This window comes from Salinarchaeum sp. Harcht-Bsk1, from assembly GCF_000403645.1.
In the GTDB taxonomy this organism is placed as follows: domain Archaea; phylum Halobacteriota; class Halobacteria; order Halobacteriales; family Salinarchaeaceae; genus Salinarchaeum.
Genome location: NC_021313.1, coordinates 962,247 through 974,358, shown reverse-complemented (window position 1 = coordinate 974,358; position 12,112 = coordinate 962,247). Strand labels below are relative to the sequence as shown.

The following is a 12,112-nucleotide window of genomic DNA, read 5'->3' as shown; positions in this document are numbered from 1 at the left end:
ACGGACGACAGCGACACCGATTCCATGACACAGCGACTCTGCCGAACGTTCCAGACCGCACCGGTAGCGGTGGCGGGCGACGACACCGCGAAGTACCTCCGCTCGGGCCTGACCGCCTCGGGATTCCAGGCGCCCGACTGGCTCGTGCCCGACCTCGAGGACGGCACCGCGCCGGCGAAAAAGGAGGAGGGGCTCGAGAACCTCCTCGACCTCCTGCCGGAGTACGCGCCCGATTTTCCGGGTGAGATCTTCCCCCGCGTGGAGTGGGCGTACGACGACCCGGCGACGGCCGAGCGCGGTCGCGAGCAGATCGATCGGATCGTCGCCGACGCTGGCGAGCACGTCGACGGCATCGTCGTGCCGAAGGTCGGTCGCCTGGCCGACGTCGAGGCCGCACTCCGGGCGGTCGCGGAGGCCGAGGCGCTGTACGGGTACGACGAGGGATCGATCGAGGTCGCGCTGATCGTCGAGACGGCGCGAGCGCGGTCGGACCTCCGGGAGATCGCGGCCCTGGGGAGTGGGAACAGAGACGAGGCGAGCGACGCACCTGCTCGACTCGCCGGCCTCGTATTCGGTCCCGTCGACTACACCGCCGAACTCGGCGGGCGCTCCCGCGACGGCGAGCGCTCGACGTGGCCGGCCTTGCTGGAGGCGCTCTCGAACGAGGCGTCCGCGAACGGGATCGTGTCGGTCGGCGGGCCCTTCGATCGCCTGTTCGCCGAGCGAGCGGGGATCACCTACTACAACGCGCCGGGCTACGCCGACCAGGTCGAGCGCGAGGCGGCGGTCGGCCTCGACGGCTCGTGGTCGCTCCATCCAAAGCAGACGACGCAAGCGAACAGGATCCACATGCCGACGCCGGCGGAACTGGAACGGGACGTCGAGAAGATCGAACGGTTCGCCGAGGCGAAGACCGCCGGGACCGGCGCGGTCAGCATCGACGGTCAGATGGTCGACGAGGCGACGCTCAAGAACTTCCAGAACACGGTGCGGACGGTCCGTGCGATCGCTGACCGCCAGCCCGAGCAGGCCAAATCGGTCTACGAGACGGCGCTGCTGGAGCGGGCCCAGTCCGTGGAACTGGTGTAGCGATTCGTCAAGAGAGAGAGAGAGTGAGTGACGATTCCTCGGCTGCGTTCGTGGTTTCGGCTCGAATCAGGGCGCGTAGGTCCCGGTGAGCGTGTCCTGTGCGAGGACGTGGCCGTCCATCGCCGCCTCGACGGCGTCCTTGGTCTCGACGCCGGCGGTGTCCAGGGACCGATCGAGCGCGTAGACGCGGAAGCGGTAGGTGTGCTCGCCGTCCGGCGGGTTCGGGCCGCCGTAGCCGACCTCGCCGTAGTCGTTGCGGCCTTCCGTTCCCTCGACGTCCCAGTCCTCGGGGATCTCGGTCAGTTCGGGATCGAGGTCGAAGACCGTCCAGTGGTCCCAGACCTTGCCCGCAGGCTCGACGGCGTCGGGGTCGTCCATCAGGAGGACGATCGACTCCGCCGCGTCGGGCGCGCCCTCGATGCGCAAGGGTGGGTTGACGTTCCGTGCTTCGTAGCCGTACTCGTCGGGAATCGGCTCCCCGTCCGCGAACGCCGGACTTGTGAGTGTGAGTTCGGACATGGCGTGGGTTCCTCCCAGGTTGATCGTTGGGCGGGGAGTGTGAAAAATCGAACTGCAAGTCAGTCGTGGCAACGCGGTTTCGACGTTCGTACAGGATTTCCGTCCAGGAGTTGCGAGCACCGCGGGCCGTGCGATCGGCCGCCGGGTCGCGTACTCGCTCAGTCGCGGACGAAGGTGACGGGACAGTCCGCGTTGAGGAGGACGTGCTGGGCGGTGCTCCCGAACACGGCCTTGCCCGCGGGCGACCGTTTCCGGCCGCCGACGAGCACGCGGTCCGCCTCGACGTCGGTCGCGAGGTCGACGATCGCTTCGCCGGCGTCCTCGTTCACGGTCCCGTGGACCTCGATCCGGGTGGCGTCCTCGGCCGTCGCGGTCTCCAGGCGGTCGACGAGGTCGCGGACCGCTTTCGTGCGCCGTGCGACCTCGTCCGGCTCCGGTGGCGCGTCGTCGGGGAAATTGAGTCGATCGGTGGTCTCGTCGAACTGCTCGGGCGTGTAGGCGTGCACGACGTGTACGTTGGCGAGCGCCGGTCCGGCGAGGTCCGCGACCGCGTCCGCGAGGCCGTCGACGCGCTGGACGTCCCGCCCGCCCACCGCGACGACGATCGCGAGCCCGCCGGCGCCGTCGGCCAGCCAGCGATCTGCTCGCTGGCGCCTCTCGTGGGGGTCTGTCGGTGGCATCGTCCCTTGTTGGTGCGTCCGGGTGATAAAGATTGGTGACGCTTGACTACTGGTGTAGTCATCTAGTTCGACCTTCTGGCGTCGTCGCCCGACGTATCGTCGCCGGTCGACACTGCCGATCACGGACCGAAACCGCCATCAGAACCTCCGTCCAACCGGGCTCCATGGAGATTCGCCAGCCGGCCGGTCTCGACGACTTCCGCGCCGCGATCGACGCCCACAACCGGGCCTGGCGAGTCGGGTACCGGGGGATCGTTTCGGCCGACGTGATCGACGCGCAGGTCCGACCGACCGAGGAGGAGTACCTCGAGGAACTCGACGAGGACGTCGCCGCGGAGCCCGGTCCGTTCCTCGTCGCGGAGACGGACGACGGCGACGTGGTCGGGTTCGTCCGAGCGCGCTACACCGGGACCTCGGCGTTCGTCGCCGGACTGGGCGGCGAGATTCGGGACCTCTACGTCGATCCCGCGCACTGGCGCGAGGGCGTCGGCTCCGCCTTGCTCGCCTCGGCAGTCGAGTGGCTCCCGGACATGATCGACGGGATTTCCGTCGCGGTGCTCGTCGACAACGAACGGGCGCGATCCTTCCTCGAGGCCAACGACCTCGTGTTCGAGGAGACGACGGACATCGACCTCGCCGGCGACCCGCACGAGCATGCCGTCTACCGGATCGGTTTCGAAGACTGACTGGCGTCCCGTGGCGCGGAGGCGGCGAGGAGTCGTGATGCGATCGTTCGTCGTGTGACCGTCCCTGGTGCGATCGTTCCTCGGTGTCCTTTCCTGGTGTGATCCTTCGTTGCTGTCCGTACCTGGTGCGACTGTTCGTCGTGTGCCCGTTACTGGTGCGACCGGCAACGGTGCGATCGTCGTGGATCGGAGTCGGCGTCGACCACGAGCCGGCAGCCCACGTGGGTGGGCGCGAGGTATTTGAGGCGGGGTTGGGACACGTCTGGTATGGAGTACACGACTCTCGGTTCGACCGGAATGGAAGTCTCGAAGATCTGTCTGGGCTGTATGAGCTTCGGCAGCCAGGACGAGTGGATGCTCGACGAGGACGAGTCCCGCGAGATTATCGAGCGCGCGCTCGACCTCGGGATCACCTTCTTCGACACCGCCAACGTCTACAGCAGCGGCGAGAGCGAGGAGATCCTCGGCGATGTCCTCTCCGAGTACGATCGCGACCGGCTCACCATCGCGACGAAGGTCCGCTGGCCGGGCGCCAAGGAACACCGCAACGCGGAGGGCCTCTCCCGGAAGACCATCGAGCAGGAACTCGACCACAGCCTCGACCGGCTCGGGATGGACACCGTCGACCTCTACCAGATCCACCGCTGGGACTACGAGACGCCCATCGAGACCACGCTCCGCGCGCTCGACGACGCCGTCCGTCGCGGCAAGGTCCGCCACATCGGCGCTTCGTCGATGTACGCCCACCAGTTTGCAGAGGCGCTGCACACCAGCGACCGGGAGGACCTCGCGCGCTTCGAGACGATGCAGAACCTCTACCACCTGACCTACCGCGAGGAGGAACGCGAGATGCTGCCGCTCTGTGACCGCGAGAATATTGGCGTCATGCCCTGGAGCCCGCTCGGCGGCGGCTACCTGACTCGGCCCCACGAGGAGTTCGACGAGACGACCCGGGGCGACCACGAGAAGAACAACATCGGCCTGCCGTACCACGAAGGTGCAGGGCGGGAGATCAACAGCCGCGTGCAGGAACTCGCCGAGGAGAAGGGCGTGACGATGGCCCAGCTCGCGCTCGCCTGGCACTTCCACAAGGAGTGGGTCACCGCGCCGATCCTGGGGACCACGAGCGTCGAGCACCTCGAACAGGCCGTCGAGGCCGTCGAGATCGACCTGTCCGACTCCGATCTCGAGTACCTCGAGGAGCCCTACGAGCCCGTCGAAATCTACGGCCACGAGTAGCTGTTCGGAATTTCGTTTTGGAGTTTTGCTGCGAGACGGCGGCAGCTTCTACAGCAACCTTGGAAGCCCCTCCCGCTCGCGCCACCTCACTCGTTGCGCGCTTCCTTCGCTCGCTGCCGCTCGCTCAGTCCAGTGCTTGCTTCGTGACGTGGCGCGAGCGGTCGGCCCCTTCCAGTCCCACCCAAATGAGTTTGTTCAACACCGCGAAACCCCGGTGGTCCACGTCGGCGGGCGCTGGCGCGGTCGCGAGCCCCGACGCGGGCGAGCGGCCGTCGCCAGCAAGCGTGCGAGGGCCGAGCGATGCTGGATCGGAAATCCAGCAAGTCTGAGGCTTCGCCTCAGGCACCGCAGCGGAGCGAGGAGCGCAGAAGGTTGGGGAGGAGTGAGGCGGGTGGGGCATCGAAAGGGGCCGATCGCTCGACGGTGCGAGGCGAAGTAAGCACCGCAGGGAGCACAGCGACTGAGGAGCGCAGCGAGCCGCAGCCCTCGAGCGATCGGGGGCTTTCGGAGGAAACTGCAACTCCAGAACCATAGCTCAAGCGTTTTGATGATAGCCGAGATGAATGGTGGACGGCCCGAGTTGCCCGATCGTTCCCGTCCGGGTCAGCCCGGTCGCCTCCTCCACCCCGCGACCCGGCGAGCGACGACTGTCCGGTGGTCCGCTGCTCGCTTCCGCGCCTGACGGCTGCCACCGGTTAACCACGACGGGTCGCCCCTGCAGGCGATCGCCGTGGACCGTCGTCCCCGACGGACGAGGCTTCGACGTCGGCTTCCGGGGCCCGGTCGGGTTTGACCGGACGCCCCGGGCGTTCGGCCCCCGCTCAAGACCATTTCGCGGGCGAGGAGCAGGGCCTAGCTGCCCGGCCTAGTCCGACCGATAATATCGGTCCGTTGGGGAAGTACCTTTCGGAGCGAGCGGACGAAAATCGACACACGTAACCGGGGTGATCGAGCCAGCGTCGTGGCTCGCGTCGCCACCGAAGCGCACTCACCAGAACAGCCGGAGCACGTAGGCGTACCACAGCCCGCAGACCACCATCGCGACCGAACTGCCGACGACGGCCCAGCGGTGGTACTCGAACCAGGACTCGGTCGTCAACTGGACGACGACGTCGTAGGGCACCGCCAGTGCCCAACTCGCCGCGAGCAGCGTCGCGACGAACCCGAGGCCGAGGGCTGCGCCGGCGGCGGTCGCCGGATCCGAGCGGCCGCGCCAGCCCGAGGCGAACACGACGAGGGTGACGAGCGCGACCATGAGCACCGTCAGCCCCGTGACGAGCCCGAAGTCGTAGTAGGTCGCGATCGTGTCGGCGCCGGCGTCGGCGAGGACGTACGGCACCAGCACCGCCACCGCGGTGAGGAGGGAGACGACGGTCCCGGCGAGTGCGGGGAGCCGCAGTCGATCCATACTCCGGAATCTGGGTGGCGGGCGCTTAAGGACGGCGTTCGGCGGACGGAGCACCTGAGCGCTTGCAATCCCGCCGTGCTCGCCGCTCGGGCCAGCGCGGGTGCCGCCAAATCCCGTCGGGACCGGAAGACCCACAGCGTTCGAAACCGGACGGCTGCCCATGGGACTTGGCGGCACCGCAAAGAAGGTACAGAAGCTCGCAGACACGGCGGAGACGCTCTACGAGCAGATCAAGGACCTCCAGCGGCGGATGGTCAACCTCGAGGAGTCCGTCGACGAGTCCACCGCACGCCTCGATCGGCTGGAGAAAGAGAACGAGAAGCAGCGGCTCATCCTCGAAGCGATCGCGACCGAGCACGACGTCGACGTCGAGTCGCTGCTCGCCGAGTCCGCGATCGACGAGGCCGAGCCCGTCGAGGAGGAAGCGGCTGCGGAGTCGGCGGCCGACGCCGACGGAACGGCCGCCGCTGCCGACGCCGATAGCGGCTCCCCGGACGCTGGCGAGCCCACGGTCGTCGACGAGCAGGGCAACACTGTCGAGTAATCGTCGGCGCCAGACCGCACCAATTTCGCTGCCGGCTCGTTACTCCCGGTACCCGTCGTACGCTCCAGCGACGCGTCGCATCGCCTCGTACTCCTCGTCGGCGTAGGCGATCAGCCGGACGTCGTCGAGCGTCTCCGACTCCCAGCTATCGAGGACCTCCGCGATAATTCCGACGCCCTCCTCGTACTCGAACCCGGCCACGCCACAGCCAAGCGCAGGCATGACGAGCGATTCGACGCCCAGGGACTCCGCCGTCGCGAGCGCGTTCCGGGTCGCGCTCCGGATGCTCCGCGCGGTCGCCTCTCCGTCGCCGTAGTGTGGCATCGCCGCCGCGTGGATCACGTACTCGGCGTCGAGGTCGAACGCGTCCGTGACCGCGACCTCGCCGAGGTCCACCGGGCCCTCCGCGACCGCCGCCTCGTTCAGCGCCTCGCCGCCACCACGGCGCAACGCACCCGCGACGCCACTCCCCATCTGGAGACTCGTGCCCGCGGCGTTGACGAGCGCGTCCGCCGACTTGGCGGCGATGTCTCCCTGCACGACGCGAAACTCCATGTTTATCGCTCCGGCAATGAACCGGATAAATGTGCCGGCGGAGTGTCTGGAACGCCGAGCGGCAGCGCGGCTCCGTGATCGGACACGACCGGCCGATTCAGGCCGGTGCGACTGGCCGATTCAGACCCGCGCGCTCTCGGCCTCCGCGCGGACCAGCCGATCCAGCAGTGCGTCCCACATGTCCGGCAGGTGCTCCCACTCGAGGAACTCCATCGGCGCCCAGTGTGGTGCGCAGTCCGTCGCGTAGGCCAGCGTCGTGCCCTCGCCGTGCTCGCCGATCACGACCAGCGGGTCGTCGCGCACTCGCGCGAGCACCTCGGCGTCTGGATCGGCGGTCAGCTTGTTGTAGCCGAGCACGTGGGGCCACTCCTCGGGGAGCTCCGACAGGCCGACGTTCTGGGGCACCGCGCCCTCCGGCGTCTCCACGCGGTCGTCGTGGTGGGCGATCTCGACGGGCAGCACGTCCGCGAGTTCCGTCCGGGCGTAGCCCGCGGCGCCGCCCTCGCCGGCGAAGCTGGTGTAGCCCCCGAGCATCCCGAGCGCGCCGCCCTCGGCGACCCACTCGCCGAGGAGCCGGCAGCGGTTGACGTCCGTCTGGCCCGCGGAAACCTGCGGCGTCAGGAGCAGCGACTGCGCGCCGATGTCCGAGAGCAGGACGAGGTCGTACTCGTCGAGGGCTTCTTTGCTCCGCGGGAAGTCCCGTACGACGACGTCCCCGGGCATGTGCGTCACCGACGCGCCGACGGACTCCAGCGCCTCGATCAGGTGATCGGCGGCCTCGGTGTACTCCGTCGCGGTCGCGACGTCCCGTCCTTTGACCAGCAGCGACGTCGACGACCACGATTCACCGGCGAGGAGAACATCTGTCATTGAATAGTGATGGTGTGTGCGCCCCCGCCCTTGAGTCCCCCGGCCATCGCCGTTCCCTGCCGCGATTCCGCGAGGATTTACTCTCGACCGTGTGAGAATATATGGAGTGGGTGGCGGTGCAGACTGAGTGATCTGGAGCGGATTCGTTGCCCCCGTTCCGTCGACCGCTTTCGAGACGACTAACGCCGCTACCGTGATCTCGAAAGCCCTCACCCGCTCGCGGCCGCTGTCGTTCGAGAGAGCGAAGCTCTCTCGTGATGACGAAAGACGCCTCCGGCGTCTTTCGAACCAAGCGACATATCCTCGCTGCTCGCGGCTGCGCCGCTCGCTTCTCCCGTGGCCTCCCGCCGGAAGACTCGCTGTGCTCGTCTTCCGAGCCTTGCCTCGCTACGCTCGGCAAGACTTCGGTCGGCCACGAAACGCTCGGAGAGGGGTCGTTCAGCGACGCGCGAGCCCGGTTCGCCCTTTCAGTCCACCAGGTAGCCAGTTGGTCGGTGGGCTTTCGCGACCATCTCGCCTCGCGGCCTGCGGAAGTCGACGATCGTCGGGCGGCCAGAAGACGCGCCTTCTGGCAAACTGACTGAGCGAGGTGGCGCTGTCGAACTCCTCGAAGAAGTACGGGGAACCGAGGGGAACGTCCCGCCCGATTCGGGCGGGGACGAATCCGACACGACCGTTCAGCCGTGGACTTCGTGCGGCGCAACCAGCGTGAGGAGTTGCTGTTCCAGTTCACCGCCGACGAACTGGACCCGCCCCGTTTCAGCCTCGTAGTCGATCATCCGAGCCTCCTCCAGTTTTGGAAGGTGTGTATGGTGCAGTTCGATTCGGACGCGTTGTCGGTGTTCGTCTGATTCCAGTCTCGGGTCTTCGTTCCGAACCCGATCCGCAACGCGATCGACGAGGTCATCGTACGCTAGTGTCTCCCCGGAGGCGCCGTCCAGGGCGTGGAGCGTAGCGCGTCGGTGCTCGTTCGCTACTGCCGACAGAATCGTATCGGGGGCGATCGATCTCTCACGCCCCGAAGAACCGGTACCCTCATCAATTGACTGTGTATCTGGTGTCCCCAGCTCTCGAGGTTCTTCCATACGCACATAGCGTCGTCCACTCTGCCTGGTTCTGTCCCATGGTGTATAATGCCAACAGTCACTCACCTTCTCCGGACGCTGGGGGAATGAGTGCGTATCTCCCGAACGTACCGATAGAACGACGCAGTCGCTCCGTCACCGCCTGATCGGAAATCCCGAGTTCGTCAGCTAACTCCGCGGTCGTACAGCCGCGTGGAATGTCGTAGTATCCCTTTCGAACGGCGAGCGTGAGCGCTTCTCGTTGGGGCTCACTCAGGCCGTACCACGGACCGGCCTCAGGGTCCGTCGGATTGTATATTCGGGTTAGCTCCAGCGTGATGTGCGCGGCCTCACAGCAGTCCTGGCACTGACTCAATGCCTCGCGGTTTGCGAATCGCAGCTCGAAATTCCAACCGTCTGGCGATCCAGTCGCACCCAGTATCTGCCCGTCGTGTTCCAAGATACACTGAAACAGGTGGTCCTGGCTCGCATCCCAGTCGAGCCTGATGAGCGTCCTGTCGTCGAACACGTCCACTTCGGTAATGCTGTTGACAGTCGGATAGCGTTCGACGGTCTCGCGAAAGCCGTTTTCGACCGGTTCGTAGACCCAGAAGAGTGGCACGGTCACGTTCCCACTCGGGACGAGCGTTTCCAGTTCGATAGCCGAGGCTTGCTCCAGACTGAGGATTTGTCCGAGTTCGAAATCGTCGGATGGGATGCGAACCTCTGCGATCACGCTCATACTGGCATGAGCGACTAGATTGGTCGGTCCTACAAAAGCAGATGACATGGTGTATCATGGTACCCTGCGCTCGGACGAGCACCGTCGATTACCATCGGCTGCACGGTACCGAGGAATTACAGCGTGAGACTTTTGAGCCATGGTACATCACCCTTTCCGATTATCCGAACGCTACACGTAGGGTTGCCATGGCGACTGTGATGGAGTTCACGAGTCCGGTAGCAGAGTTTCCGCTGGGCAGTGTCTTCGAGAACTTGCCGGGAGTGACGGTCGAACTGGAGCGGCTGATTCCACACGAGACGCTGATCATTCCGTACTTCTGGGTACGCGGTGCGGACACGGACGACATGGAAGCCGCCTTCGAACCACACGCCGGGGTGAGCAATATTCGACTGATCGATAGTATCGAGGACGAGTATCTCATGCGCGCCGAGTGGGAGCAGGAGTACTTCGGTATCTTGAGTGCGCTTGCAGAGGCCAACGTCGTCGTCCTCTCCGGGACTGGAACGAAAGAGGAATGGCGGTTCGAGGTGCGCGGCGAGAGCCAGGAGACGCTCGCCGCGTTTCGAGAGTACTGCCAGGAAAACGACATTCCGATCGCGATCACCGCCGTCCACGCGATGCTTCCGATCCAGGGAGAGGGCTACGAGTTGACCGAGACACAGCGCGAGGCGCTGGTGTTGGCCTACGAGCGGGGCTACTTCGACTCTCCACGCGAGGCGTCGCTCCAAGAGATCGCTGACGAGATCGGCATCACCCAGCAGTCGCTTTCCTCACGTCTTCGACGCGGACATCACCGCCTTATCGGGGCAACGCTCAGCAGCACGTCGTGATCGTTCGGAGCAATCTCACTTATAAATATACTGTATAAACAGCATCCCTGCTGAACCGACGCAGACGGCTAGAATCGGGCAGATGGCCGTAACTGCATCGGGGATTGAAGTCGAAGCCGTCGAGTACTCTCAGGACTCCGTAACTGTTCGCACCCAGTTCGATCACGAGAAGACACCTGCGAGCATGGCCGTTATCGCAACGCTGGCGGACGTACTGGACACTGATCCGGCAGCACTGGAACCGCTCCACTCGACTGTGGACACCGACGCGTTAGATGCGCTCGTTCGCGTTCGCCCCGAGTCGAACGGGGACACGCAGGTTGCACTCTCCCACGAGGGGTATTCGATCACCGTACACAGCCACGGTGTGATCACAATCACACCGGAACACGAACGCACGGCTGCATATCACGGCGGGGGACGGGACAATGACGACTGAGGAACCCTCGGTAACGTCGAAGGACGCATTGAACGAGGAGTTGAAAGCACTCCTTCGCACGGCCTACGAGAACGGCGTCGACGTGGAAGGCGGATTCGAATGTCGGAATGGCGTCGAACATCCCGACTGGGACGTGATCGTCACGGAAGTCGAAAAGAACGAGCATCCGGAGTGATCGACGAGGAGGGTACCGGTCGTCGCTAACGACGGATCCGTGTACCACACGCCGTCACCACGATCGCAGTGATCGGGTGCTCTCAGCACGACGGTGGCTGTATTCCTTGCGGTAGCGGACCAGCGTCCCATCGCTGCCGCTGTCGATGCGTCTGAATTACGACGAAACACGCTACCCCGCGTTTCAGTCGTCCGCGACTGCAGCCGAGTCAGCCGGCGCGCCGTCGGTCATCGCCAGCACGTCGTCGAAGAAGGACAGCGAGTCGTGGGGCCCCGGATGGGCCTCGGGGTGGTACTGGCGGGTGATGATCTCGTGCTCGTCGGACTCCAGGCCCTCCGGCGTGTCGTCGTTGACGTTGATCTGCGTGACCTCGAGGACGTCGCCGGGCTCGGCGACGGAGTAGCCGTGGTTCTGGGTCGTCATGACGACCTGGTCCGTGCGGAGGTCCATGACGGGCTGGTTCACGCCGCGGTGGCCGAAGGCCATCTTCTCGGTCTCGCCGCCGAGAGCCTCGGCGACGATCTGCTGGCCGAGGCAGATGCCGGCGAGGGGGTACTCGTCCAGGGCGTCCTCGACGAGTTCGATGGCGGCCTCGAAGTTCGCGGGGTCGCCGGGGCCGTTCGAGATGAACAGCAGGTCCGGGTCGATGGCGTCGACGTCCTCGATCGTCGCGTCGTAGGGGAGGACGTGGACGGTCGCGCCGCGCTCGACGAGCGAGTTCGTGATCGAGCCCTTGGCGCCGCAGTCGACGAGCGCAACCTCCGCGCCGTCGCCCTCGGCGTTGAACGTCGTGAGTTCGTCGACGGTGACCTGCGCGCCGATGTCGGTGTGGTCGCTCATCGGGACGCAGTCCTCGAGTTCCGCGAGCGCGTCCTCGGGCGTGACGTCCTCGCCGACGGCGATGCCACACTCCATCGCACCCTCCTCGCGGATGTCCACGACGAGGTCGCGGGTGTCGATGTGGTCGACGGCGGGCACGTCCTCCTCGGCGAGCCAGTCGGCGACGTCGTCGGTGAGTTCGCGGGAAACGACGGCCCGGGGGTGGACCCGGTCGGACTCGAAGCGTTCCTCTCGGACGCCGTAGTTCCCGATCAGCGGGTAGGAGAAGGTCAGGATCTGCTCCTCGTAGGAGGGATCGGTCAGACTCTCTTCGTACCCAGTGTAGGCGGTCGTGAACACCAGTTCACCGTTCGTGCGTCCTGGGGAGCGACCACGTGCCTCGAGCACCTGGCCACCTTCCACCGCGACGTAGGCGTCCATCGTTACGAG

At 65.9% G+C, this 12,112-nt stretch carries 15 protein-coding genes and 1 other RNA gene; 7 read left to right on the top strand and 9 right to left on the bottom strand.

Annotated features, from left to right (window positions below):
- The first annotated feature begins 24 nt into the window (after positions 1-24).
- Positions 25-1,089, top strand: coding sequence for an L-malyl-CoA/beta-methylmalyl-CoA lyase (citE, locus tag L593_RS04630; RefSeq protein ID WP_049894302.1), 1,065 nt, complete (start codon positions 25-27; stop codon positions 1,087-1,089).
- A gap of 66 nt (positions 1,090-1,155) precedes the next feature.
- Here the strand turns inward: citE and L593_RS04625 are convergent, their stop codons facing one another.
- Both L593_RS04625 and L593_RS04620 read right to left on the bottom strand, forming a co-directional pair.
- Positions 1,156-1,608: a YbhB/YbcL family Raf kinase inhibitor-like protein gene (locus L593_RS04625; protein ID WP_020445774.1), complete on the bottom strand. Its 453-nt coding sequence runs from the start codon at positions 1,606-1,608 to the stop codon at positions 1,156-1,158.
- A 158-nt stretch (positions 1,609-1,766) separates the two neighbouring features.
- Complete coding sequence (locus tag L593_RS04620) at positions 1,767-2,288, bottom strand: universal stress protein (RefSeq protein ID WP_020445773.1); 522 nt, start codon at positions 2,286-2,288, stop codon at positions 1,767-1,769.
- A gap of 164 nt (positions 2,289-2,452) precedes the next feature.
- On the opposite strand from L593_RS04620, the gene L593_RS04615 reads away from it, so the two are divergent.
- Both L593_RS04615 and L593_RS04610 read left to right on the top strand, forming a co-directional pair.
- The gene (locus tag L593_RS04615) at positions 2,453-2,974 is read left to right on the top strand and encodes a GNAT family N-acetyltransferase (protein WP_020445772.1); all 522 of its coding nucleotides are present in this window, start codon (positions 2,453-2,455) and stop codon (positions 2,972-2,974) included.
- A 267-nt stretch (positions 2,975-3,241) separates the two neighbouring features.
- Positions 3,242-4,213 carry an aldo/keto reductase gene (locus L593_RS04610; RefSeq protein ID WP_020445771.1) on the top strand — a complete coding sequence of 324 codons (972 nt, stop codon included), beginning with the start codon at positions 3,242-3,244 and terminating at the stop codon, positions 4,211-4,213.
- A 564-nt stretch (positions 4,214-4,777) separates the two neighbouring features.
- On the opposite strand, the gene ffs is transcribed toward L593_RS04610, so the two are convergent.
- Together ffs and L593_RS04605 are read right to left on the bottom strand one after the other, a co-directional pair.
- Positions 4,778-5,089: signal recognition particle sRNA (ffs, locus tag L593_RS15255), an RNA gene on the bottom strand.
- 112 nt (positions 5,090-5,201) lie between these two features.
- On the bottom strand, positions 5,202-5,621 hold the full coding sequence (locus L593_RS04605; RefSeq protein ID WP_020445770.1) for a hypothetical protein: 420 nt from the start codon (positions 5,619-5,621) through the stop codon (positions 5,202-5,204).
- Between the two features lie 160 nt (positions 5,622-5,781).
- Between L593_RS04605 and L593_RS04600 the strand changes: the two genes are divergently transcribed.
- Positions 5,782-6,165, top strand: coding sequence for a DUF5798 family protein (locus L593_RS04600; RefSeq protein WP_020445769.1), 384 nt, complete (start codon positions 5,782-5,784; stop codon positions 6,163-6,165).
- Between the two features lie 39 nt (positions 6,166-6,204).
- On the opposite strand, the gene L593_RS04595 is transcribed toward L593_RS04600, so the two are convergent.
- The 4 genes from L593_RS04595 to L593_RS04585 form a co-directional block, all read right to left on the bottom strand.
- On the bottom strand, positions 6,205-6,720 hold the full coding sequence (locus tag L593_RS04595) for a macro domain-containing protein (RefSeq protein WP_020445768.1): 516 nt from the start codon (positions 6,718-6,720) through the stop codon (positions 6,205-6,207).
- A gap of 120 nt (positions 6,721-6,840) precedes the next feature.
- Positions 6,841-7,590, bottom strand: a complete 750-nt coding sequence (locus L593_RS04590; protein WP_020445767.1) for a glutamine amidotransferase — start codon at positions 7,588-7,590, stop codon at positions 6,841-6,843.
- A 677-nt stretch (positions 7,591-8,267) separates the two neighbouring features.
- Entirely contained in the window at positions 8,268-8,675 is a 408-nt protein-coding gene (locus tag L593_RS16260; protein ID WP_236608601.1) for a hypothetical protein, read from the bottom strand.
- A gap of 58 nt (positions 8,676-8,733) precedes the next feature.
- A complete protein-coding gene (locus L593_RS04585) occupies positions 8,734-9,396 on the bottom strand; it encodes a helix-turn-helix domain-containing protein (protein WP_020445766.1) in 663 nt (220 codons plus the stop codon).
- A gap of 188 nt (positions 9,397-9,584) precedes the next feature.
- On the opposite strand from L593_RS04585, the gene L593_RS04580 reads away from it, so the two are divergent.
- From L593_RS04580 to L593_RS04570, 3 genes are all read left to right on the top strand, one after another.
- Positions 9,585-10,229, top strand: coding sequence for a helix-turn-helix domain-containing protein (locus L593_RS04580; RefSeq protein WP_049893853.1), 645 nt, complete (start codon positions 9,585-9,587; stop codon positions 10,227-10,229).
- A gap of 82 nt (positions 10,230-10,311) precedes the next feature.
- Complete coding sequence (locus tag L593_RS04575; protein WP_020445764.1) at positions 10,312-10,668, top strand: HalOD1 output domain-containing protein; 357 nt, start codon at positions 10,312-10,314, stop codon at positions 10,666-10,668.
- The gene (locus L593_RS04570; protein ID WP_020445763.1) at positions 10,658-10,843 is read left to right on the top strand and encodes a hypothetical protein; all 186 of its coding nucleotides are present in this window, start codon (positions 10,658-10,660) and stop codon (positions 10,841-10,843) included. Before L593_RS04575 ends, L593_RS04570 begins: the two co-directional genes overlap by 11 nt.
- A gap of 183 nt (positions 10,844-11,026) precedes the next feature.
- Here the strand turns inward: L593_RS04570 and carA are convergent, their stop codons facing one another.
- The gene (carA, locus tag L593_RS04565) at positions 11,027-12,103 is read right to left on the bottom strand and encodes a glutamine-hydrolyzing carbamoyl-phosphate synthase small subunit (protein WP_020445762.1); all 1,077 of its coding nucleotides are present in this window, start codon (positions 12,101-12,103) and stop codon (positions 11,027-11,029) included.
- Between the last annotated feature and the right edge of the window lie 9 nt (positions 12,104-12,112).